The sequence below is a fragment of the Kocuria varians genome (assembly GCF_006539885.1).
Taxonomy (GTDB): Bacteria; Actinomycetota; Actinomycetes; order Actinomycetales; family Micrococcaceae; genus Kocuria; species Kocuria varians.
In genome coordinates, this window is sequence record NZ_BJNW01000005.1 from 81,661 (window position 1) to 105,012 (window position 23,352).

A 23,352-nucleotide genomic window follows, 5' to 3' on the forward strand; every position below is an offset into this window, starting at 1 on the left:
CTCAGGCCATGTGGGCCCGCGCGGTCTCGCGCAGCGCGGCGATGGCGGCCCCCGGGTCGTCCTTCCCGTAGACGGCCGAGCCGGCGACGAACGTGTCCGCGCCCGCCTCCGCCGCGCGCACGATGGTCTCCTCGGTGATGCCGCCGTCCACCTGCAGCGCCACCGTGCCGCCGTGCGCCTTCACCGCCTGCGCGGCGCGGCGCAGCTTGGGCAGGGTGACGTCCAGGAACTTCTGGCCGCCGAAGCCGGGTTCCACGGTCATCACGAGCAGCATGTCCAGCTCGGGCAGCAGGTCCAGGTACGGCTCGATGGGCGTGGCCGGGCGCACGGCCAGGCCGGCCTTGGCCCCGGCGGCGCGCAGCTCACGGGCGAGCTTGATGGGGGCGGCGGCGGCCTCCGCGTGGAACGTCACGGACGCGCACCCGGCCTCCGCGTAGGCCGGCGCCCAGCGGTCCGGGTCCTCGATCATCAGGTGTAGGTCCAGGGGGATCGGCGAGACGGCCTGGAGACTCTCGACCACGGGCAGGCCCAGCGTCAGGTTCGGCACGAAGTGGTTGTCCATCACGTCCACGTGCGCGGCGTCCGCGCCGCAGATGCGCTCGAGCTCCTGCGCGAGACGCGAGAAGTCCGCGGAGAGGATGGACGGGTGGATGTCGCAGCGGGACATGGGGTGCTCCTGGGTTGCGGTGGCCGGCGGTGCGGCCGGGGTGGCTGGTGCGGGTGGGCTGGTGGGGTGGCGATGCCGCGGACGGCGTCGTGACGGACGGTGTCCTGCCCAGGGAGTCACTCGCGGGGGCGGTCCCGCAGGCGGCTCCCCGGGGAGTGCTGCTCAGCCGAGCTTGCGCAGGGCGACCATGAACATCGCGTCCGTGCCGTGCACGTGCGGCCACAGCTGGACGCTCGTGCCGCCGGCCACCTCGTGGCCCGCTGCGCGCTCACCCTCGAGGGCACCGGGCAGGGCGGCCTGACGGGCGAGGTCCGCGGTGTCCAGGACCTCGACGTCCTTCCGCGCGTCCAGGACGTCGTGGAGGATGTCGTGCGTCTCGGCGGTGTGCGGCGAGCACGTGGCGTAGAGGACCACTCCCCCGGCGCGCGTGGCGTCCAGGGCGGCGTCGAGCAGCTCCCGCTGCACCGGCGCGAGGTTCCCCACGTCCGACGGCGTGCGCCGCCACCGCGCCTCGGGACGACGCCGCAGGGCACCGAGCCCCGTGCACGGCACGTCCACGAGCACGCGGTCGAAGCGAGCCGTCTCCGTCCGGGCGAGGTCCCGGGCGTCCGCCGTGCTCACGCGCCAGGCCTCCTCGGGCACCGGGGCGAGCGCGTGGCGCACCAGCTCGCTGCGGTGCTCGCTGACCTCGTTGGCGAGCAGCTGCGCGCCCTGTTCGTGGGCGAGAGCGGCCAGCAGGGCGGCCTTCCCGCCCGGCCCGGCGCAGAAGTCCGCCCACGCGCCCCTGTCCTCCGCCACGGGGGCTTGGGCGAGCACGCGGGCCACGAGCTGCGACCCGGCGTCCTGCACGCGCACGACGCCCTCGCGGGTACCGGGGATCCGGTGGACGTCCCCGCCCGGGCTGACGGCGCTGTCCGGGACGAGGTCGCCGGGGGTGGCCCCGTCCTCGAGGGCGGCTTCGAGCGAACCGATGCCGGGCAGCGCCACGAGGTGGACGCGCGGCGGCTCGTTGTCCGCCTCCAGCAGGGCCTCGATCTCGGAGGCGTCGCGGCCGTTGGCGCGCAGCGCCCGGCGCATGGCGCGGATCTCCCACACGGGGTGGGCGTGGCGCAGGCCCATGCGGCGCAGCTCGTCCGGCTGCTCGGCGGCGAGCTCGTCCAGCCACTGCTCCTGCGTGGCCCGGGCGACCTTGCGCAGCACGGCGTTGACGAGTCCCGCGGGACCCTGGCCGATCTCGCCGCGCACCAGACCCACGGTGGCGTCCAGGGCGGCGTGGTCCGGCACGCGCATGGCCAGCAGCTGGTGGGTGCCCAGGCGCAGGGCGTCCAGCACGGCGGGGTCGAGCTCGTCGAGGGGACGGTCCACGCACGTGGCGAGCACGGCGTCCCACGTGCCGCTCCAGCGCATGGTGCCGTACGCGAGCTCCGTGGCGAACGCGGCGTCGCGCTTGTCCAACCGGTTCTCCCGCACGAGCCGCGGCAGCACCAGGTTGCCGTAGGCGTCCTCGGAGTTCACCGCGCGCAGTGCCTGGAAGGCCGTCAGCCGCGCCGGGTCCGAGCGACGACGCCGCTGCCCCGGCGCCTGCGCCGAGAAGGTCCTCTCCTGCTGGGAGCGGCGGTTGCGCTCGTGCCCGCGCGCGTTGCGACGCCTGTTGTGATGCGATCCGTCACTGCGCGCCCTGTCGTCGCGGCCGCCGGAGGGGCGGGATCCGCGCTCGTGTCCGTCCGGGCTCATACGAAGACCACCTGTTCCCTGTTCTGCTGTCCCCGCGCCCAGTCCAGCGCGGCCATCGGTTTCTTGCCGGCGGGCTGCACGCGTGTGAGTTCCACCGCGCCCCCGCCCGTTCCCACGTACACGTGCTTCCCCCGGATCTCGACGCCGCCCGGCGCGAGTCCGGTGGCGTCCGGTGCGGGGGCCACGCGCTCGAGCTTGACGCGCTGCCCCTCGTACTCCGTCCAGGCACCCGGTTCCGGGGTGACACCGCGCACGCGGTCCACGACGGCGTGCGCCGTGTCCTCCCAGCGCACCCGGCCGTCCGCCCCGACGAGCTTGTGCGCCGCGCTCGGCTCACCGCTCTGCGGCACGGGTTGCAGCCGCCCGGAGGCCACGCCCAGCAGCGAGTCCACGAGCAGCGGTGACCCCTCGACCGCGAGCCTGGCCAGCACCGAACCCGCGGTGTCGTCCTCGCGGACCTCGTCCGTGAGCGTGGCGACCACGGGACCCGTGTCCATGCCCTCGTCCAGGACGAAGGTCGTGGCTCCGACGGTCCGCTCCCCCGCCATCAGGGCGCGCTGGACCGGGGCGGCCCCGCGCCAGCGCGGGAGCAGGGAGAAGTGCAGGTTGATCCAGCCGTGCTCGAAAACCGCGAGGGCCGGCGCCGGGAGCAGTGCACCGTAGGCCACGACCGCGGCGATCTGGGCCCCGGTCGCCCGCAGGTCGTCCAGCAGCTCCTCCGTCACCCGGTTCGCGGTCAGCACGGGCAGACCGAGTTCCTCGGCTCGCCGGCCCACGGCCGAGGACGTGAGGACCTTCTTGCGTCCCACGGGGGCGGGTTCACGCGTCAGCACCGCCACGACGTGGATCCTGGGATCCGCGTGCAGTGCTTCCAGGGGCGCCACGGCGGTCTCGGGAGTTCCCGCGTAGAGAACCTTCAGCGGCTCGGCGGCAGCGCTCGTGACCTCGGTCATCGCGCACCCCCTCGTCCGAACGAGGAACCAAAAGCGGCAACCGACCCCCGGGACAAACCGTCGGCCTGGATGCCTGCAGGAGCGCCGAAGGCCGCGCCGGTGCGGCGAGGCGGCTGCGCCCCGGAACCGTCCCGGGCGGCGTCGTCGCCGGTGCTGTGCGCAGCGCCGCCAAGGCGCTGCTCCTCCCGCTCCCGCGTGATCCGGGCGGCCGTCTCCCCGAACGAGGCCTGACGCAGCTGCCGCATGGCGTCCTTGCGCTGCTCCCCGACGAGGCGGTCCACGTAGAGCATGCCGCGCAGGTGGTCCGTCTCGTGCTGGAAGCAGCGGGCCAGCAGACCCGTGGCCTCGCGGCTCACCGGTTCGCCGTGCACGTCCAGGGCCGTGAGCACGGCGCGCTCGCGGCGCGGGGTCTCGTAGGAGAGGCCGGGCACGGAGAGGCAGCCCTCGCCACCCTCCTGGGGGTCGTCGCCGAGCTCCAGGTGCGGGTTGATCGCGTAGCCCTCGTCCCCCTGGATGCCCCACGTGAAGATCTGCAGTCCGACGCCCACCTGTGGCGCGGCGAGACCGACACCGCCCACGGCGTACATGGTCTCGAACATGTCACGGATCAACGTCTCCAGGGACTCGTCGAACTGCGTGACCTCCTGGGCGGGGGTCCGCAGCACGGGATCCCCGATCGTGCGGATGCGCAGAATACTCACCGGGCGGTGCTCTCCTAGCTGGTGTCGGGGTGGGGGTTCGTGGTGCTCAGTCTACGGCGGGACCCGCGACCGTCCGGGCCGTGGCCGACTCCGGGACCCCGCCGCCGCGGCCCGTGGGGTTGCCCTCGAGCGGGGGTGGGGCGATGCTGCGCAGCTGCACGCCGGCGGTCTCGAGATCCGCCGAGCGCGCCCACACCTTGGCCAGGGCGCAGAACTTAAACCAGTGCAGCGGCAGGTGGTCCGGCACGGCCTGCACGGTCAGCGCCTCCGTCTCGCCGATGGCCACGGCCATCAGCACCTCGGCATCCCCGTAGCGCCACGGTTCCCACTGCCCGGTGGCGGCGTCCACCAGGGACTCCTCCGCCTTGAGGCCGGCCACGAGCTGGGTGACCACCTTGGGGTCCGGGGGTTTCACCCGCCCCGAGCGGTCCGTGCCGCGGGTCTTGTAGTCGATCAGGCAGACCTTGCCGCCGATGCGCGCCACCAGGTCAAGTGTCCCGGCGTAGCCCACCGTGGCGTTCCAGACCGTGATCTCCGCGGCCAGGGGCTCGGGGCGGTAGAGCTCCCACCACTGGTCCGCGCTGTCCGCGAAGCGCGTCTCGTGGTGCTCCGCGAGGTCTTCGCGCGCGGCCTCCACCCGGTGCTCGCGGCCCATGGCCCGCAGCGCGAGCTGCTCGCAGTAGTCGTGGACGCGGTCCCCGCGCTGGGCGGCCTGGTCCCGGTGCCGCTCGGCGGCCTTGGCCGCGTGGTTCACCAGGGCACGACGACGCCGCGAGTCCCGCAGCGCGTCCGGTAGCTGGGGATCCGAGGCGAGGGCCTGCGCGGCGCTGTAGCCGTACCAGCCGCCGAGGTCGTTGGCCTCGCAGCCGATGATGGTGGTGATGGACGGGACCTGCAGGTCCCCACCCTCCTGGCGCGCGTACATGCGGCCGGTGGCGGTCTGGCGGGCCAAGCGGGGTTGCGTCATGGGGCTCAGCGTAGGAACGGACTCAGACACGGACAACGGCGCCACAGAACCCTGGAATGCGAAGGAACCCGACCCCTCCCGGGACCGGGTTCCTTCGTGTCGTGCGCGATACTGGGATCGAACCAGTGACCTCTTCGGTGTGAACGAAGCGCGCTACCGCTGCGCCAATCGCGCTTGCAACGTTGAAAACTCTAGAGCACCTCCACCGGGATGAGCAAATTGCGGTTGCCGGCGCGCGTTCCGGGGCGGATGACCGGCGTCTGGCTGAGATGCCGGTAGCGCCGATTTGCCCGCACCCGGTCCGGTGGGTAATGTTTCTGCTCGTTGGAAACGCCCCGACGCGAAGCCTTCCGGAACACGGAAGGGCAACGCAGAGGACAGCGCGAGAACCTGTGATAAAGTTTCCGCTCGGAAGATCGGAGCACTGCAGAAACAGGGCCTCGATCAACCAACAATGCGGACGTAGCTCAGCTGGTAGAGCATCACCTTGCCATGGTGAGGGTCGCGGGTTCGACTCCCGTCGTCCGCTCGCAGTTTTCGACCCTGGTCGAGACCTGAGACCTTGTCCTCCAAGGATCTGGTCCCCGGTGGGGTGGCCGAGTGGTTAGGCAGCGGCCTGCAAAGCCGTCTACGCGGGTTCGAATCCCGTCTCCACCTCGGTGCAACCACCTCGTTCAAGAGATTGAGCGCGATTGGCGCAGCGGTAGCGCGCTTCCCTGACACGGAAGAGGTCACTGGTTCGATCCCAGTATCGCGCACCACCGAAACCCCGGAACACGTGTTCCGGGGTTTTTTCTGTGCCCTCCCCTCATGGCTCCCGCGGCGGCACACTCTCCACGCCGTCACGCGTGAGGAGCGGCCGCCCGGGAGAACCCCTCACACGTCGTCGTTCTCGGAACCCTCCACGATGCCCACCGCAACGGCCAGGTCCTCCCAGCTCATGCCCACGCACTTGAACACCCGGGGACGGTCCGTGGCCGGCGCCACGGCACCGGTGACGATGTCCGCGAGCGGGACCAGCGACTCCTCGCACAGTGTGCCGTCCTCGATGGCCAGCACCACGTCGCCTGCCTCCCGCAGCGCGGTCGCGGCGTCCTCGACGACCACTTGCGCGCGGCCCATGAGGGCGGCGTCGAGCTCGCGGGCGCCCGGCTCGTGGGAGCCCATGGCGACGACGCACGCCGAGTCCGGGACCAGGGCGCCGTCGAACAGCGGCTCCGAGGCGGACGTTGCGCACACCACCACGTCCGCGGAGCGCACGTCCTGCGCATCCCCGGCACGGGCCGCGAGCCCGAGCCCCCGAGCGTGCTCGACCGCGACCTCGACCTTCTCCGGGGAGCGCCCGCACACGACCACCTCGGTGAAGTCGCGCACGACCGCAAACGCCTCGATGTGCGCCAGCGCCTGCGGCCCCGTCCCGAAGACCACGAGAGTGCGCGCGTCCCGTGGCGCGAGGTGGTCCGCGGCGACCGCCGAGATGGCCGGCGTGCGCAGCGTGGTGAGGGAGTTGCCCTCCAGGAACGCGCGGACGCTCAGCGTGGCGGTGTCCATCAGCAGGTAGGTGGCCTGGATGCGCGGCAGACCCCGCTGCGGGTTGCCGGGGGAGACCGTGGCGACCTTGATCCCGCTCCACTCCCCCAGCACGGACGGCATGAGCAGCATGTGCCCCTCGCCGGCGGCCACGTTGTCACGGGCCGGATCCTCCTCGGGGCGAAAGCCGCCCGCGAGCGTGGCCTCCAGCAGCTTCCGGGCGCGGCGTGGGCTCACCGACTCGAGAATTTGCTCCTCGCTGTAGTGCCTGGGCTGCTGGGGCTCGGGCTCGGTGCCCTCGGCCGTGCGGCGGTCGTTCGTGCTCACCATGCGGTTGCTCCTCGGGTTGGGGGTGGTGGCGCGCACTCGTCGCGCCTGTCTGATGACAGCTGCCCCGCCGTGCCGGAGCAGGACGGGGCAGCAAGAACGGGGGCCACGGGAACGCGGGCAGCGCGCGGAGGGCGCGGGCGGCGTCGTCGTCCCGGAAACCGGATCACGGCGACGACGCCGCGCCACCCCTCAGCGGTGGCCGCGCCACGCTTGGACGGCCACCTCTCAGCGGCCGTCGCTCGCCCGTGGCGGGGTGGGCGTCAGAGCATGCAGGAGACGCAGCCCTCGACCTCGGTGCCCTCGAGCGCCAGCTGGCGGATGCGCGAGTAGTACATGGTCTTGATGCCCTTGCGCCACGCGTAGATCTGCGCGCGGTTGATGTCGCGCGTGGTGGCGGTGTCCTTGAAGAACAGCGTCAGGGACAGGCCCTGGTCCACGTGCTGCGTGGCCGCGGCGTACGTGTCGATGATCTTCTCGTAGCCGATCTCATACGCGTCCTGGAAGTACTCCAGGTTCTCGTTGTCCATGAAGGGTGCCGGGTAGTACACGCGGCCCAGCTTGCCCTCCTTGCGGATCTCGATGCGCGAGGCGATCGGGTGGATCGAGGACGTGGAGTTGTTGATGTACGAGATGGATCCGGTGGGCGGGACCGCCTGCAGGTTCTGGTTGTACATCCCGTCCGCCATGACCTTCTCGCGCAGCTCGCGCCAGTCCTCCGGGGTGGGCAGCTGGACGCCGGCCTCGGCGAACAGCTCGCGGACGCGGGCCGTGGCGGGCTCCCACGTGCCGTCGATGTACTTGTCGAAGTACGTGCCGTTCGCGTAGTCCGACTTCTCGAAGCCCACGAAGGACTCCCCGCGCTCCTTCGCGATCAGGTTCGAGGCCCGGATAGCGTGGTAGGTCACGGCGTAGAAGTACATGTTCGTGAAGTCCACGCCCTCCTCGGAGCCGTAGTAGACGTGCTCCTTGGCCAGGTACCCGTGCAGGTTCATCTGCCCCAGGCCCACGGCGTGGGACATCTGGTTGCCGCGGCGGATCGAGGGGACGGAGTCGATGTTCGACATGTCCGAGACCGCGGTCAGACCACGGATCGCGGTCTCGATGCTCGCCCCGAAGTCCGGGGACTCCATGGCCATGGCGATGTTCATGGACCCCAGGTTGCACGAGATGTCCTTGCCCACCTCCGCGTAGGTCAGGTCCTCGTTGTACGTGGAGGGCTCGGAGACCTGCAGGATCTCGGAGCACAGGTTGGACATGATGATCTTGCCGTCGATGGGGTTCGCCCGGTTCACGGTGTCCTCGAACATGATGTACGGGTAGCCGGACTCGAACTGCACCTCCGCCACGGTCTGGAAGAACTCGCGGGCGTTGATCTTGGTCTTCGAGATCCGGGAGTCGTCCACCATCTCGTGGTACTTCTCGCTCACGTTCACGTCCGAGAAGGGCATCCCGTAGATCCGCTCCACGTCGTACGGCGAGAACAGGTACATGTCCTGGTTCTTCTTGGCCAGCTCGAACGTGATGTCCGGGATGACGACGCCGAGCGAGAGGGTCTTGATGCGGATCTTCTCGTCCGCGTTCTCGCGCTTGGTGTCCAGGAAGTTGAGGATGTCCGGGTGGTGCGCGTGCAGGTACACGGCGCCGGCGCCCTGACGCGCGCCCAGCTGGTTCGCGTAGGAGAAGGAGTCCTCCAGCAGCTTCATCACGGGGATGACGCCCGAGGACTGGTTCTCGATCATCTTGATGGGCGCACCGGACTCGCGCAGGTTCGTCAGCGCGAACGCGACACCGCCGCCGCGCTTGGACAGCTGCAGCGCCGAGTTGATGTTGCGCCCGATGGACTCCATGTTGTCCTCGAAGCGCACCAGGAAGCACGAGACCAGCTCGCCGCGCTGCTTCTTGCCCGCGTTGAGGAACGTGGGCGTGGCCGGCTGGAAGCGCCCGGAGATGATCTCCCCCACCAGACGCTCCGCCAGGGCCTCGTCCCCGTCCGCAAGGTACAGGGAGACCATGACCACGCGGTCCTCAAAGCGCTCCAGGTAGCGCTGGCCGTCGAAGGTCTTCAGCGTGTAGGACGTGTAGAACTTGAACGCGCCCAGGAAGGTCTGGAAGCGGAACTTGTAGCCGTACGCCTGCTTGGAGAGCTTCTTGATGAACTCGACGCTGTACTTCTCCAGGACCTCGGCCTCGTAGTACTGGTGGTCCACCAGGTACTGCAGCTTCTCCTCGAGGTCGTGGAAGAACACCGTGTTCTTGTTCACGTGCTGCAGGAAGTACTGGCGCGCCGCCTGCCGGTCCGCCTCGAACTGGATCTTGCCGTCCGCGTCGTAGAGGTTCAGCAGGGCGTTGAGCTCGTGGTAGCCCAGCCCGCGGTACTTCTCGGAGCAGGTGGGGTCCTCGTGGCCGGGCTCGATGCTCACGCCCGGGGTTGCATGGATGCTTGCCAAAACTCTTCCAATCCTTGGGTGACTTTCTCGACGTCCTCGTCCGTGCCCATCAGCTCGAACTTGTAGAGCAGCGGGACCTCGCACTTGGCGGCGACCTTCTCCGCCGCCACGCAGTACAGGGGACCGAAGTTGGTGTTGCCGGCTCCGAGCACGCCCTTGAGGTGCGCGCGGGACACGGGGTCGTTGAGAAATTTGACGACTTGCGGTGGGACCGACCCGGCTCCCCCGGGGCGGCCGTAGCTGGGGACCGCGAGCACGTACGGTTCGGTGATCTGCGGTGCGGGCTCGGTGGTCTTCAGGGGCAACCGGACGGATCGCACGGGGAGCTTGGCGATGAACCGGTCCGTGTTGCGCGTGACGGAGGAGAAGTACACCACCAGGGGTGCGTCCTCCCCCACGACGACGGGGGTGTTGCGGTGTTCCCGTTCCCTCGCCTGGGCGAGGACGGAGGCCAGGGCACTCATGCCGATTCACTTCGATTCTGGGGGAGAAACGGTGGGTGGCGAGTACCGGTGGCCGCCGGGACGCTCTCGCGTGCCGACGACCACCGGGTGCGGGCCGCGGGTTCCGTGACGCCCGAGGACGTCACGGAACGGTTGTCATGCGGTGCGCAGCAGCGCCAGGGTGTTGATCTTGTCCGGGCGGAAGCCGGACCAGTGCTCGCCACCGGCCTCGACGACCGGCACCTGCTGGTAGCCCAGGCCCACCACGTGCTCGTACGCGGTGGTGTCCTCGGTGACGTCCACGACGGTGTAGTCGATGCCCTTCTTGGTGAGGGCGCGGTAGGTGGCGTTGCACTGGACGCACGACGGCTTGGAATACACGGTGACTGACATAGCCCATCTCTCCTTGCGGGAAGTCCCGGATCTCCGGCGCTTCCGGGGCTTTTCAGCGTGAGGTCCGGATGGTGCGCCAGGTGGTTGAACATCTGGGTCAATACTACATCTAGTGTCGCGCGCAGGGACATAGCCCTAGATGATGTGGTCGCTCCGTCCACAGGCCGCCACACGTTTTCCCGGGGTTGTCCACAGGACGCCCCGTGCGGGCCGCCCGGCATCACGCGGTTTTTCAGGACCCGGTGTGGATAAGCAGAGTTCCCGACGTCACGAAAAATCTTTTTCCACCGCGTGTCAGACCCCCGCCGGGCCCGTGTCGCACCGCGCGGGCGGCACGGCTCAGTGCCGGCGCAGGACGTCCTCCAGGGACAGCGGCGCGTGGCCCGTGAGCTCGCGGACGTCGTCCGTGACCTCCGCGAGCTCCCCGGACGCGATGGCCGTGTAGGTGGAGACCCACGCCTCCATCTCCCACGGCTCGGGGTCCAGGACCGCCCGGGACTCGTGCGCGGCGTCGATCGTCTCGGCCTCGTAGCGGTAGGTCTGTCCCGTGACACGCGTGAGGATCTCCGCGACCTCGGTCATGGTGAGCGACTCGGGGCCAGTAAGGGTGTAGGCACCACGGGAGTGGGTCTGCGGATCCAGCAGGACGGCCACGGCGGCGTCGGCGACGTCCGCGCGGGCCACCGCGGACACGTGCCCGTCCCCGGCGGGCCCGCGCAGCACACGGTCCTCCCCCGCGAACAGCGGCAGGACGTCCAGGTAGAAGTTGTCCCGCAGGAAGGTGTGCTCCAGCCCGGCGCGCTCGATCGCCTGCTCCGTGGCGTAGTGGGTGCGGGCGAACGTGAAGGTGGCCTTCGGGGAGGGCGAGGCGAAGGACGTGTAGACCACGCGCTTCACACCGGCCTTCGTGAGTGCCTCCACCATGGCGAGCTGCTGGGCCTCACGCTCCGCGGTCTCCGCGGCGGAGACCAGGAACACGGTGTCCAGGCCCGTCATGGACTCGGCCGTCTGCTCCGGGTCCGCGAAGTCCAGCGGCGCGGAGTCCAGCAGCCCGGCCGAGGCGGCGACGCGCTCGTCGAAGCGCTGGGGGTTGCGCCCCAGCAGGCGGTGGGCGACGCCCTTCTCCTCGAGGGCCCGCGAGACGGCCCCTCCGATGTGTCCGGTGACGCCGGTGATGCCGATGGTGCTGGTCATGAGGTGTTCTCCGTTCGTGGGGGGGGTGGGGTCGCCCCTCCGGTGCCGGCCGGGGTTCGGCCCGCAGCGGGAGGAGCAGGGGTCAGAGCAGTCCGGTGGCCTGGAGCTGGTCCGAGATGGAGGCACCGTCGTTGGCCTCGATCCACAGCACACCCTCCGGCGAGATCACGCGGTGCCCGTCCGAGGGGCGCGCGCCCGAGGCCAGGACCGCCTCCGTGGGCGAGAGGTTGCGGATCACGATGGCCGCCACCGAGTCCGGGTAGCGCTCGGCGAAGCCCGCGTAGATCTGCGGGTCGTGCTGGCCGTCGTCCCCGATCAGGATCCACTTCACGTGCGGGAAGTTCAGCGCGAGCCGGCGCAGGTTCTGCACCTTGTGCTGCGCCCCCGAGCGGAACCAGCGTTCTGTGGTGGGACCCCAGTCCGTCAGCAGCAGCGCCCCGGCGGGGTACGCGTTGCGGGTCAGGAAGCGGCGCAGCGTGGGCGCCACGTTCCACGCCCCCGTGGAGAGGTAGAGGAACGGCGCGTTCGGGTGCTTGCGCCGCAGCCGGTCCATCATGGTGGACATCCCCGGGGTGGGGATGCGGGCGTGCTCGTTGGCCACGAAGGAGTTCCAGGCCGCGAGCATCGGGCGGGGCAGCGCGGTGACCATCACGGTGTCGTCCACGTCGCACACGACACCCAGGTACTGCTGGTCCGAGACCACGGTGACCTTGGCCTCCGTGACCTCCGAGCCCTCGGCCTGCATGTAGATGGAGTGCACGCCCGGGGCCATGGAGACGTTGAGGTCGACGTCGATCACGCCACCCTTGTCCGCCACCAGGTGGAACTCATGGTCCCCCAGCCAGATGTTCACGTGGGCGAACGCGTAGGGCACGGACGAGAAGGAGCGCCAACCGCGGATCGACTCGGCGGCGTCGTCGGTGTCCCGGCTCAGCGAGCGCGTCTTGAGCAGCACGCGGCCCAGGGCGCGGACGTAGCGGGGGCTGCCGTAGCCGTCGAAGGCGAGCATGGTGGGGATGTCCCCGCGCTGGACCGCCCGGGCCTGCCGCCACCGCTGCAGCTTCTGGTCGAAGCGGTAGCCGATGTTGATGGCCTCTTCGGCCACCTGGTCCACGGTCGGCAGCAGGTCCCCTCCGCCACTGTCTTTCGCCATGATCCTCAGTCTCCCACAGCCCGGGGCTCCCGACGCCGCGGTGGTCGACCGGGTGCGGGTCGGGAGCCGAGCAGGGTGGCGGGGTCCGGGAGGGTCTGCGGGCGGGAGAGGTCCCAGGCGCGGGCCGCCTGGATGCCGATGCCCCGCGGGCCGGTGCGGCGGGTGTGGCCGTGGACGAGCAGCAGGGTGGGGGCGAAGAGCACGTCGCCGGACTCGGCCTGGGCCTCGTCGAAGAACGTGCAGTCCACTGCTCCGGAGCCGTCGTCGAGGGAGATGAAGACCACGCGTCTGCCGCTGCGCATGGGCGGTGTCATGGTGGAGACGCGCACCCCGGCGACCAGCACCTCGGTGCCGTTGCGCAGTCCCAGCAGGTCCTCGGCACGGGTGGCCCCGTAGCGGCGCATGAGCTCCGCGTGGGAGTCCATGAGGTGGGCGCTGACCTCCACGTCCATGGTGTCCATCTCCGCCCGGACGCGTTCCCCGGTGCTGGGCTCGGGCAGCCGTGCGGGCAGGGCCAACAGGTCCACGTCCCCCAGGGGCAGGCTCAGCTGCCCCTCCCCCGGCTGGGAGCGGGACGAGCGGCCGGCCCCGGAGGCGGGGCGGTCCGCCTGCTCGCGGAGGAAGTGGACCATGTCCGCGTGGGAGGCACGGGTGCCGGCGGCGCGCAGCAGACCGTCGAGGGCGCCGGCGGAGGCGAGGCGCTGCAGGCTGCGGCGTGAGGGGCGGGCGCGGGTGCGCAGGTCCGCGAGGTCGGTGTAGGGCTGGCCGGCGAGGAGGCGTTCGGTCTCCGCGGTGCTGATGCCGGTGATGGCGTGCAGGGACATGCGGATGCCCCAGGCGCCGTCCTGGGTGTGGGGGATGCCGTGGTCGAGGTCTCCGGGGGTCACGGTGCCGGGCCTGGGGGTCACGGACTCCACGCGGTGGTGCCCGCCGCTGCGGTTGACGTCCGGGCCGAGCACGGGGATGCCCATGCGGCGGGCCTCGCCCACGAGCAGCCGGGCGGGGTACATGCCGGGGTCGTGCTCCCAGACCCCGGCCATGAAGGCCTCCGGGTGGTGGGTCTTCAGCCACGCGGACTGGTAGGTGGGGACGGCAAAGGCCACGGCGTGGGCCTTGCAGAAACCGAAGCTGCCGAAGGCGTGGAGGGTGTCCCACACGGTGTCGATGGCGCGGGAGGTGTAGCCGCGGCCGCGGGCGCCGTCGCGGAAGGCGGTCTCCACGGGGGCTTCCCCCGGTGAGCCGAGCAGCCGGCGCCAGACGTCCGCACGGCCGAGTCCGCAGCCGGTCATGCGGTCCATGATGCGCATGATCTGTTCGTGGTAGACGGCCACGCCGTGGGTCTCGGCGAGGATCTCGCGCAGGTCCGGGTGCAGGGGTGCCGGGGTGGACCAGCCGTGGCGGGCCTCGAGGTAGGGGCGGACCATGTTGGCCTGCATGGGGCCGGGGCGGAAGAGGGAGATGTCCACGACGAGGTCGTTGAACTCCTGCGGCCCCATAGTGCCGATCAGCTCCCGCTGCCCCGGTGACTCGATCTGGAAGCAGCCGAGGGTGTGGGTGGAGCTGATCAGCCGGTAGGTGTCGGGGTCGTCCCGGGGCATGGTGTCGAGGTCCGGGGGTGGTTCGTGGGGGTGCAGCCGGGCGGTCTCGGCGACGGCGTGGGCCAGGGTGGACTGCATGCGCACGCCCAGGACGTCGAGCTTGATGAGTCCCATGGGGTCCATGTCGTGCTTGTCGTATTGGGACATGGGCAGCCCGATCCCGCTGGTCTGCACCGGGGTGCGGTCCAGGAGGGTGGTGTCGGAGAGGATCACGCCGCAGGGGTGCATGGAGATGTGCCGGGGTAGCCGGTCGAGGCGTTCGGTGAGGTCCACGAGCAGGTCCAGCTGGCGGTTGCTGCGCAGCCGTTCGGCGAGTGGGGCGAGCTCGGGGCGGCGGGTGAGCTCCTCGCGCAGGGTGGCTCCCGGCACGCGCCACAGCTGGCCGGCGACGTTGTCCACGTCCTGCGCGCCGATCCCCAGGGCCAGCCCGGCGTCCCGCACGGCCCCGCGGGAGCGGTAGGCGTTTTGCATGCTCATGAGGGTGACGCGCCGGGGTCCGAAGCGTTCGAAGATCCGCCGGTAGACGGCGTGGCGGCGGGCGCTCTCGATGTCGATGTCGATGTCCGGGAGGTTGGGGCGCAGCGGGGAGAGGAAGCGCTCGAAGACGAGGTCGTACTCGAGCGGGTCCGCCGGGGAGATCCCCAGCAGGTGCACCACCAGGGAGGAGACGCCCGAGCCCCGGGCGGCGTGGCGCACCCCCATCTGCCCCATCAGCTCCGAGACCTCCCCCACGGTGAGGAAGTAGCCCGCGAACCCCAGGGCGGAGATCACGTCCAGCTCGCGCTCCAGCCGCGAGCGCAGGGACTCCCGGTTGAGGCCGGGGACGGTGCGGTCCCAGTCCTCGTGGCCGTGCAGGCGGGCGAGTCCGGCGTAGCAGCGGCGGGCGAGTTCGCGGTCCGGGTCCCCGGTGAGGCCGAGCACGGAGGCCTCGGGGATGACCGGGTGGCCGATTCCGAGGTCCTGTGCGACGTCCAGGGCGCAGCGCTGGGCGAGGCGGTGGGTGTCCGCGAGCAGCCGGTCGCGTCCGGCATCCCCGTGGTCCGCGGCGTGGGCGATCTCGTGGGCGAGGCCTGTCATCTCGCGCTCGTCCTTGAGCCAGCCCTGTCCGTTGGGCTGCAGCACTCCGCGGTCCGCGCCGGCCAGTTCGTCCAGGGATATCAGGGTGCGGGCGGCGTCCAGGACGTCCGCCGTGACGGCCTGCCCGGGGTGGGCGTAGCGCACGGCGTTGCTCAGCACCACGGGCACCCGGGCCTGGTGCCCGGTCTGGAGCATCCGCACGGCGTGGCCGGTGCTCAGCGGTGCCCCCTGGGGAGAGAGGTGGGTCACGGTCTCGACCACGAGGGTGTCCGGGGGCAGGGTGCGGCGCCACCGGTCCATGGCGGCGCGTGCTCTGCCGTAGTGGTGGCCCACCAGCAGCCGTCCGACGTCCGAGTCCGGACCCACGAGCACCACGAGTCCGGGCTGGCCGTGGGCGGCGGCCCGGTGGACGTGGCGGGCCAGCTGGGCGGCGGTGAGACCGATGGGGTGGGCCGCGTGGCGGTCGTGGGCGCGGTGGGCGGCGGAGACCAGCCGGCACAGGGCGGCGTAGCCGGCCCCGGCGTTGTGGCCGGTGGCCAGCACCACCACCCGGCCGACGACCCGGGGCGGGCGCGGGCGGAGTCGTCCTCCCCCGCTCGCTGTCCGGGGAACCGCGCCCGACGCCGCCCCGGAGGCCCCGGAGCGGGGACCCGCACCGGCGGTGGCGGGGCCGAGGAGGGCGAGGTCCACCCCCAGCACGGGGGCGATCCCCCGGTCCCGGCAGGCCAGCACGTGCTTGACCGCGCCGTAGAGACCGTCCCGGTCCGTGCACGCCAGGACCTCCGCGCCGTGGTCCCGGGCGGTGTCCGCCAGCTCCGCGGGACGCGCCACCCCGTAGTGCGCGCTGAAGGCGGAGGCCACGTGGAGGTGGGGGAACGACATGGCCCTATTCGAATCTTTATTCTAACAACTGTCAACCCCGAGCCACCCCCGCAGGGGCACCCCGACACACCGCGGGCACCGCTCAGCCACGGGTCACCGACAGCAGCCGCCACCACCCGGTGGACTGGTCCCGCAGCAGCCGGAACGTGGCGGGGAGCACCGCCCCGCGCTGCACCGCCTGCACCTGCCACAGCTCGTGGTCCACGAGGCTCGTGCGGGACTCGCGGGGCACCCGGTCCACGAGATCCCACCAGTTCCGGCGGTCGTACCAGCGCACGGGCTGCTCGACCACGCGGTGCGCATGCCCCCGGTGGAGCACTTCCCGCGGGGCCCCGGTCTCGTCGCAGCGCACGACCACCTGCCCACCGAGATCCTCCGGAACAATCTCCCGCGCACCCTCGGCGAGCGCCGCACTGACCCCTGCGCCGATCACCGGGACCGAGTCCCAGGGGTCCTCGTGGACTCCGATCTCCGTGCTCTCCAGAACCGTCATGGTGGTTCACCCTCCCCAGGTGTTCGAAACTTTATTCGATTCCTGAACGGTGCCAAGGCCGTCCGACACGCATAAGCGACGGCGTCGGGACGGGCCCCGCCGAGGGTGGTGGTCGCGGCGGGGATGGTGGTTGCGGCGGAGCCGGGGCGGTCCCGTGGGCGGCGCGGACTCCGGCGTGGCGCTCGTGGACGAACGGGAGCGCCCCTCACCGGCTCCGCCATCCCACCGGTCCCGCCACACGACGTCATGCGCGCCGGGCCCCGGCTTGTCCGGTGCGCGGCGGGTGTGGTTGTGTGATCGCACAAGAATCACGAGTTCCGGTGCGAAGCCCTGGCTGGCCGGACGGCAACCCTCTGACGCTGTCGTGGGGTGCCCCAGGTGATGATTCGGCCCGTGGCCACACCGGCGCGGGCAAGGACGGCGTCCGCTCACCTATGCTTCGTGACGCCCCGCTCCGAAGGATTGTCCATGGGCGACACAGCACCCGGCCGCACCCACCACGCGGTTCTCCCCCGCACCGACGACGCGGCCACCGGTCCCGAACACCCTGCCACCGGCCCCGAGGGCGCGACGCCCGGGGACCTGCGCACCGCCGCGGCAGCGGTGCGCTCGAAGAAGCGGGTGCTGGCGGCGTCGTTTGTGGGCACGACCATCGAGTGGTACGACTTCTACCTCTACGGCGCGGCCGCCGCGCTGGTCTTCAACCATTACTTCTTCCCGCAGGGTTCCGGGGTGGGGGCGGTGATCGCCTCGTTCGCGACTTTCGCGATCGCGTTCTTCTTCCGTCCCCTGGGCGGGATCGTCGCGGGGCACCTGGGTGACCGGATCGGGCGCAAGGCGCTGCTCGTGGCGTCCCTGCTGGCCATGGGCCTGGCGACCACGCTGATCGGTCTGCTGCCCGGCTTCGACCGGATCGGGTGGGCCGCGGTGGTGCTGCTGGTCGCGTGCCGGATCCTGCAGGGGCTCTCCGCGGGCATGGAGTGGGGCGGTTCGGCGGTGCTGTCCGTGGAGCACGCCCCCGCCGGGATGCGCGGGCTGTTCGGTTCGTTCACGCAGGTCGGCTCCGCCGCGGGCATGCTGCTGTCCACCGCGTTCTTTGCCGTGGTGCAGGCCGTGACCACCGCCGAGCAGTTCCAGGCGTGGGGCTGGCGGGTGCCGTTCGTGTTCTCCGCGGTGCTCGTGGTGATCGGCCTGGTGATCCGCGCCGGTGTCTCGGATGCGGACGAGTTCCGCGAGGTCAAGGCCGAGAACCACCAGGCGCTCTCCCCCGTGCGGGAGGTCCTGACCCGCTACCCGCGCGGTGTCATCGTGTGCATCGGCCAGCGCATGGTCCAGCCCGCGATCTTCTCGATCCTCACCGTCTACACCCTCACCTACGTCACCCAGCACCGCGGGCAGAGCCAGTGGGTCATAGTCTCGATCCTGATCGCCGCGGGCGTGGGCATCGTGGGCGGGCCCTTCTGGGGCTGGCTCTCGGACCGTGTGGGGCGCCGGCGGATCTCCGTAGTCTCCGCCGCGCTGATCGGGGTGTTCGTGTGGCCGTACTTCCTGTTCCTGGACCGGGGTCCGCTCGCCCTGCTGCCGCTCGTCTACCTGCTGGGCCTGGCCGTGCTGCACGACAGCATCTACGGCCCCCAGGCCGCGCTGTTCGCCGAGCAGTTCCCCGTGCACCTGCGCTACTCCGGGGTCTCCCTGGGCTACCAGGTGGGCACGATCCTCTCCGGCGGCCTCACGCCCATGATCGCCGCGTGGCTCGTGGCCACCGGCGGCGGCACCCCCTGGCTGCTGTGCGGCTACCTGGCCGTGCTCGCGGCGGTCTCGGTTCTCACCGGGCGCATGGCCCGGGACTCCGTGGCCGACGGCGCCCGCGTGGTCCCCACGCGCCTCGCCGCCCCTGTCCCCGCCTGAGCGCAGGACGACGCCGCCGGGCAGGAACCCTGCGCGGCGGCGTCGTACCCGGCGAGCCCCCACCCCGCGCGCTCCACCCGGCCAGACACCCCGGCCTGAGAGCCCCTCCGGCCCCACCAGACCTCGACCCGATCCCACCCGAAAGGACCCCCATGCCCCGCCCGCTGCTGTTCAACGCCTTCGAGATGCCCGTGCCCGTCCACCAGTCCCCGGGGCTGTGGCGGCACCCGGAGGACGAGTCCCGCGACTTCGCCTCCCCGGCGCACTGGGAGAAGGAGGCGCGGATCATCGAGGACGCCGGTTTCCACGGCATCTTCCTCGCGGACGTGCTGGGTCTCTACGACGTGTACGGCGGCAGCCCGGACGCCGCCCTGCGCGGTGGGGTGCAGGTGCCGCAGCTGGACCCCCTGCTGCTGGCCCCGCTGCTCGCGAAGGCCACGGAGCACCTGGCCGTGGGCGTCACGGCGTCGGTGACCTACGCGGCCCCCTACGACCTCGCCCGCCGCTTCGCCACCCTGGACGCCCTCACGGACGGGCGCATCGCGTGGAACGTGGTGACCTCCTACCAGGAGTCCGCCGCCCGCAACCTGGGCCTCGGCACGCAGCTGCCCCACGACGAGCGCTACGACCGCGCGGACGAGTACATGGACGTGGTCTACGCGCTGTGGGAGGGCTGCTACGAGGACGACGCGTACGTCGCGGACCCGGCGAGCGGCGTCGTCGTGGACCCGCAGAAGGTGCGCGGCGCGCAGCACCACGGCACGTACTTCGACGTCACCGCCCCCGCGCTCACGGCCCCCACCCGCCAGCGCACCCCGTTCCTCTTCCAGGCCGGTGCCTCCCCGCGCGGCCTGGAGTTCGCCGCCAAGCACGCGGAGGCGGTGTTCTTCTCCGGGCCCACGCCCGAGCACGTGGCGCGCTGGACCGGCAGGCTGCGCGAGGAGGCGCGGGCCGCCGGCCGCGCACCCGAGTCCGTCAAGGCGTTCACGAACGTCGCGGTCGTGGTCGCGGAGACGGACGAGGCCGCCCAGCAGCGCCTCGCCGAGTACCGCCGGCACGTGGACGTCCCCGCCGCGCTGGCCCTGTTCGGCGGGTGGACCGGCGTGGACCTCTCGGACGCGGACCCGGACGCGCCCTTGGAGCACGTGGAGACGGACGCCAACCGCTCGGCGCTCGCGTCCTTCACGACCATGGACCCGGACGCCGCCTGGACCCCGCGCCGCGTGGCCGAGTTCGTGGCCGTGGGCGGGCGCGGACCGGTGATCACGGGCTCCCCCGAGACGGTCGCGGACGAGCTCGAACGCTGGGCCCGGGACGCGGACGTGGACGGCTTCAACGTCAACGCGTGCGTGCGCCCCGCGGACTTCGAGCGCTTCGGCCGCTTCGTGGCGCCGGTGCTGCGCGAGCGCGGACTTCTGGGGCCCGCCCGCGAGCGCCACGACGACGCCGCGGCCCCGGCCCGCACCGCCCGCGAGGTCTTCGGCGGGGGCGGGAGCCGGCTGCCCGCCGATCACCCGGGGGCGGCGTACCGGCGGTGAGGCGGCCGACCGGTCGACGGTGGAACCAGTGCTGAGCCCGGGAGGCGGCCCCGTCGCCTCCCGGGCTCGGCCCTGACCGTTCAGCTCTGCGCGGGGAGCACGTACCGCCCGGTCTTGTCCGTGGCCAGGGCGAGCGAGGAGATGTGCTGCACCTCGCCGTCGGGCCCGGGCTCGTTGGAGCGCAGCATGTCCGGGCGCTCGAAGTCCAGGCCGGTGACGTGGCACGTGAGGGTCACGTCCGAGGGGTTGCCGTCCTTGTCCGTGTAGGGCAGGTCGATGCCGTCGTCCGTGCGCCGCAGGTAGTAGCGACCGCGCGTCAGGATGGCCATGAGAGGCGTGGCGACCACCGCGATCAGCACCGCGAAGATCGGGGAGAACGGGGCGATCCCCGGTCCGAAGGCCCCGAAGAACATGGCGATCGAGATCCCCGCGGAGAGCCCCAGCGAGACGAGCCCCACGGGGTTCCAGTTGTGCAGCATGCCGCGGCGGAACTCGGGGACCTTGGGCGAGAGCCCCAGGACGTGCTTGTTGACCACGATGTCCGTGGCCACCGTGACGATCCACGCCATCGCGCAGTTCGCGTAGAAGCTGAGCACGGTGTTCAGGAAGTCGAACATGTTCAGTTCCATGAGCGTGAGCGCGATCGCCAGGTTCACCCCCACGAACACCAGCCGCCCCGGGTAGGTGCGGGTCACGCGGGTGAACGAGTTGGTCCAGGCGAGGGAGCCCGAGTACGCGTTGGTCACGTTGATCTTGATCTGCGAGATCACCACGAGCACCACGGCCAGCAGCATCGCGAGCCACCCGGGCATCATGTGCTGGTAGACCCCCAGGAACTGGTGGACGGGCTCGTTGGCGGTCGCCGACGCCGCCGGGTCCAGCCGCGCGATCAGGTACACCGTGATGAACAGGCCGGTGATCTGTTTGGCCGCACCGAAGAGCACCCAGCCCGGGCCCGCGAGGATGACCGCGCGCCACCAGGCCACCCGGTTCTCGTCCGTCTTGGGAGGCATGAAGCGCAGGTAGTCGATCTGCTCGGCGATCTGCGCGATCAGGGACAGGCACACGCCCGCCGCGAGCATCACGGCCGCGAAGCTCGGCCCCTGGCCGGACTCGCCCCGGTAGTCCAGGAACTGCCCCACGGAGGAGGGGTCGGAGACCACCAGGTACCCCACGGGGATCACCATCAGCACGAGCCACAGGGGCGTGGTCCACACCTGCACCTTGGCCAGGGACTTCATCCCGTAGATCACCAGTGGGATCACGATCAGTGTGGCGATCGCGTAGCCCACCGGTTTGGGGATCCCCAGGCCCAGCTCCAGCCCCTGGGCCATGATCGAGCCCTCCAGCGCGAAGAGGATGAACGTGAACGTCGCGAAGATGACGTTGGTGATGATCGAGCCGTAGTACCCGAAGCCCGAGCCGCGGGTGATGAGGTCGAGATCCAGGTTGTAGCGCGCCGCGTAGTACGCGAGCGGTAGCCCCGTGACGAAGATGATCACCGCGGCCACCAGGATCCCCAGCAGGGCGTTGGTGGTGCCGTGGGCCATGCCGATGTTCGCCCCGATCGAGAAGTCCGCCAGGTAGGCGATGCCACCGAGCGCGCTCGTGGCCACCACGCCCGGGCCCCACGTGCGGTAGGAGCGCGGGGCGAAGCGCAGCGTGTAGTCCTCCAGGCTCTCCTTCGCCGCCGAGCGGGCCCCGGTCTCCGCCGGTGGCGCCGGGGTGGAGAGTTCGTTGCGGGCATCCACGTCCAGGGACATGCCGCCATCCTTTCGTCGCGCACGGGAGCGGACCCCTCGGGGAATCCCCACCGGGCGGCACACGTGCGCGTCCGGTGGTCCGCGGTCTGCGCGGATGACCCGATCCTGACGCGGTCATGTTTCCGGGATGTTGACGGCGTGAGTGCGGCGTGTATCGCGCGGGCACCTCGTGTAACGGTCGTGGGACGGCGACGCCGCGGTTCGCCGAGCGCCCGCGGTCACCGCGGCGTCGTCGTGCGTGGCACGGGCCTCGCAGCTCAGGGGGCGCGGGCTCAGGCCTCGAAGAGCTGCTGCCCCAGGTAGGCGTTCTCGTCCGCCGGGACCCCCGGGGGCACCGCGAAGAGCCCGGAGCCGGTGTGGCGCAGGTACTCGCTCAGGGCGTCCTCCCGGGCCAGCTTCTTCTGGATCGGCACGAATCCGGTGGCGGGGTCCTTGACCATGGCGATGAAGAACAGCCCCACGTCCATGTTGCCCAGGGTGTCCGTGCCGTCCGCGTAGTTGTAGCCGCGGCGCAGCATCTGCACGCCGTGGTTGGTGTCCGGGTGGGCCAGGCGCACGTGGGAGTCCACGGGCACGATCGGCTGGTTGCCGGAGCCCATCATGTTCAGGTCCACCGGGGTGAACTCCTCACCGCCGGACAGGGGTGCCCCCGTGCCCTTGGTGCGCCCGATGATCTTCTCCTGCCCGGACAGCGCCTCACGGTCCCACGTCTCGAGGATCATGCGGATGCGGCGGGCCACCAGGTAGGTGCCACCGCTGAGCCAGGAGTCGTCCCTGACCCACACGTGGTCGTCGATCGCCGCGGAGTCCTCCGCCTTGAGATTGGCGGTGCCGTCCTTGAAGCCGAAGAGGTTGCGCGGCGTGGCCTGGGCGGTGGAGGTCGAGGACGTGCGCCCGAAACCCAGCTGCATCCACCGGGTGGAGACCACCCCGAAGCCCATGCGGATCAGGTTGTGCACCGCGTGAACCGCCACCTGGGGATCGTCCGCGCACGCCTGGATGCACAGGTCCCCGCCGGTGCGCGCGTCCTCGAGCTGGTCCCCCGCGAAGTGCGGCAGCTCGATCAGCCCCTTCGGAAGGTGGGCCTTGAGCCCGAAGCGGTCCTTGCCGGAGGAGTCCTGGAACAGCGAGCGCCCGAAGCCCACGGTCACGGTCAGGTGGGCGGCACTGAGGTCGTGGGCCTCCCCCGTGTCCTGGGGCGGGGCGTACTCGGAGCCGCCGTCGAAACCGGTCTCGGTGACGTCCAGGCCCCGGGTGATGCGCCGGCACGCGGCGGTCCAGTCCTTGAGCAGGGAGATCAGTTCGGCCCGGTCCTTGGTGAGCACGTTCAGGGACGCGAAGCACAGCCGGTCCTGGGCCGGGGTGACGATCCCGGCCTGGTGCTCGCCGTGGAAGTCCACGACGTCCTGCGGCTCGTGGTCCCCGAGGGCGTCCTCGAGCGCGGCCACCGCGGGACGACCCGCCGCCCCGAGTCCCGCGCCGACCGCGAGCGCCCCGGCGCCGGTGCCGAGCAGGGCGCGCCGGGAGAACCCGCGGCGGGTGGGTGTGGTGGGGGTCTCGTCCCGCGGTGTCTCGCCCACC

17 protein-coding genes, 4 tRNA genes and 1 riboswitch are annotated in these 23,352 nt (G+C 71.3%); of the genes, 5 read left to right on the top strand and 16 right to left on the bottom strand.

From position 1 onward, the window contains the following. Position 1: 1 nt before the first annotated feature. The 6 genes from rpe to KVA01_RS04060 all read right to left on the bottom strand — a co-directional run bounded on the left by rpe (position 2) and on the right by KVA01_RS04060 (position 5,196). Entirely contained in the window at positions 2-667 is a 666-nt protein-coding gene (gene rpe, locus KVA01_RS04035) for a ribulose-phosphate 3-epimerase (RefSeq protein WP_068469333.1), read from the bottom strand. A gap of 162 nt (positions 668-829) precedes the next feature. Beyond that, a complete protein-coding gene (locus KVA01_RS04040) occupies positions 830-2,401 on the bottom strand; it encodes an RsmB/NOP family class I SAM-dependent RNA methyltransferase (protein ID WP_068469335.1) in 1,572 nt (523 codons plus the stop codon). Then, positions 2,398-3,321, bottom strand: a complete 924-nt coding sequence (locus tag KVA01_RS04045; protein WP_068469357.1) for a methionyl-tRNA formyltransferase — start codon at positions 3,319-3,321, stop codon at positions 2,398-2,400. The genes KVA01_RS04040 and KVA01_RS04045 overlap by 4 nt, the downstream gene beginning before the upstream one ends. 29 nt (positions 3,322-3,350) lie before the next feature. Beyond that, complete coding sequence (gene def / locus KVA01_RS04050) at positions 3,351-4,055, bottom strand: peptide deformylase (protein WP_141269031.1); 705 nt, start codon at positions 4,053-4,055, stop codon at positions 3,351-3,353. Between the two features lie 46 nt (positions 4,056-4,101). Further along, complete coding sequence (locus KVA01_RS04055; protein ID WP_141269033.1) at positions 4,102-5,022, bottom strand: cytochrome; 921 nt, start codon at positions 5,020-5,022, stop codon at positions 4,102-4,104. A 102-nt stretch (positions 5,023-5,124) separates the two neighbouring features. Then, a tRNA-Val gene (locus tag KVA01_RS04060) sits at positions 5,125-5,196 on the bottom strand. 282 nt (positions 5,197-5,478) lie between these two features. On the opposite strand from KVA01_RS04060, the gene KVA01_RS04065 reads away from it, so the two are divergent. The 3 genes from KVA01_RS04065 (at position 5,479) to KVA01_RS04075 (ending at position 5,783) form a co-directional block, all read left to right on the top strand. After that, a tRNA-Gly gene (locus KVA01_RS04065) sits at positions 5,479-5,551 on the top strand. A gap of 57 nt (positions 5,552-5,608) precedes the next feature. Next, positions 5,609-5,679 (top strand) — tRNA-Cys (locus tag KVA01_RS04070). A 29-nt stretch (positions 5,680-5,708) separates the two neighbouring features. Beyond that, positions 5,709-5,783 (top strand) — tRNA-Val (locus KVA01_RS04075). Positions 5,784-5,898: 115 nt separating this feature from the next. Here the strand turns inward: KVA01_RS04075 and KVA01_RS04080 are convergent. The 8 genes from KVA01_RS04080 to KVA01_RS04115 all read right to left on the bottom strand — a co-directional run bounded on the left by KVA01_RS04080 (position 5,899) and on the right by KVA01_RS04115 (position 16,562). After that, entirely contained in the window at positions 5,899-6,882 is a 984-nt protein-coding gene (locus tag KVA01_RS04080; RefSeq protein ID WP_141269035.1) for an ornithine cyclodeaminase family protein, read from the bottom strand. 260 nt (positions 6,883-7,142) lie between these two features. Next, a complete protein-coding gene (gene nrdE / locus KVA01_RS04085) occupies positions 7,143-9,302 on the bottom strand; it encodes a class 1b ribonucleoside-diphosphate reductase subunit alpha (RefSeq protein WP_068469341.1) in 2,160 nt (719 codons plus the stop codon). After that, complete coding sequence (gene nrdI / locus KVA01_RS04090) at positions 9,299-9,793, bottom strand: class Ib ribonucleoside-diphosphate reductase assembly flavoprotein NrdI (protein ID WP_068469342.1); 495 nt, start codon at positions 9,791-9,793, stop codon at positions 9,299-9,301. Before nrdI ends, nrdE begins: the two co-directional genes overlap by 4 nt. A gap of 135 nt (positions 9,794-9,928) precedes the next feature. Further along, positions 9,929-10,165 (bottom strand): glutaredoxin-like protein NrdH, encoded by a 237-nt coding sequence (nrdH, locus tag KVA01_RS04095; protein WP_068469344.1) that lies wholly within the window; start codon positions 10,163-10,165, stop codon positions 9,929-9,931. Between the two features lie 339 nt (positions 10,166-10,504). Continuing rightward, complete coding sequence (locus tag KVA01_RS04100) at positions 10,505-11,359, bottom strand: NmrA family NAD(P)-binding protein (RefSeq protein WP_141269037.1); 855 nt, start codon at positions 11,357-11,359, stop codon at positions 10,505-10,507. 82 nt (positions 11,360-11,441) lie between these two features. Continuing rightward, the gene (locus KVA01_RS04105) at positions 11,442-12,512 is read right to left on the bottom strand and encodes an App1 family protein phosphatidate phosphatase (RefSeq protein ID WP_068469348.1); all 1,071 of its coding nucleotides are present in this window, start codon (positions 12,510-12,512) and stop codon (positions 11,442-11,444) included. A 5-nt stretch (positions 12,513-12,517) separates the two neighbouring features. Continuing rightward, positions 12,518-16,069 (bottom strand): DNA polymerase III subunit alpha, encoded by a 3,552-nt coding sequence (locus KVA01_RS04110; RefSeq protein WP_141269039.1) that lies wholly within the window; start codon positions 16,067-16,069, stop codon positions 12,518-12,520. Between the two features lie 82 nt (positions 16,070-16,151). Then, positions 16,152-16,562, bottom strand: a complete 411-nt coding sequence (locus KVA01_RS04115; protein WP_068469352.1) for a hypothetical protein — start codon at positions 16,560-16,562, stop codon at positions 16,152-16,154. A 306-nt stretch (positions 16,563-16,868) separates the two neighbouring features. Continuing rightward, positions 16,869-16,986, top strand: a riboswitch (SAM riboswitch). A 44-nt stretch (positions 16,987-17,030) separates the two neighbouring features. Here KVA01_RS04115 and KVA01_RS04120 point away from each other — a divergent pair. Together KVA01_RS04120 and KVA01_RS04125 are read left to right on the top strand one after the other, a co-directional pair. Then, positions 17,031-18,470 carry an MFS transporter gene (locus KVA01_RS04120; protein WP_141269041.1) on the top strand — a complete coding sequence of 480 codons (1,440 nt, stop codon included), beginning with the start codon at positions 17,031-17,033 and terminating at the stop codon, positions 18,468-18,470. 152 nt (positions 18,471-18,622) lie between these two features. After that, positions 18,623-20,008 (top strand): NtaA/DmoA family FMN-dependent monooxygenase, encoded by a 1,386-nt coding sequence (locus KVA01_RS04125; protein ID WP_141269043.1) that lies wholly within the window; start codon positions 18,623-18,625, stop codon positions 20,006-20,008. An 80-nt stretch (positions 20,009-20,088) separates the two neighbouring features. On the opposite strand, the gene KVA01_RS04130 is transcribed toward KVA01_RS04125, so the two are convergent. Both KVA01_RS04130 and efeB read right to left on the bottom strand, forming a co-directional pair. Further along, a complete protein-coding gene (locus KVA01_RS04130; RefSeq protein ID WP_141269045.1) occupies positions 20,089-21,771 on the bottom strand; it encodes a purine-cytosine permease family protein in 1,683 nt (560 codons plus the stop codon). 272 nt (positions 21,772-22,043) lie between these two features. Beyond that, positions 22,044-23,351 carry an iron uptake transporter deferrochelatase/peroxidase subunit gene (efeB, locus tag KVA01_RS04135; RefSeq protein WP_068468616.1) on the bottom strand — a complete coding sequence of 436 codons (1,308 nt, stop codon included), beginning with the start codon at positions 23,349-23,351 and terminating at the stop codon, positions 22,044-22,046. Position 23,352 lies beyond the last annotated feature (1 nt).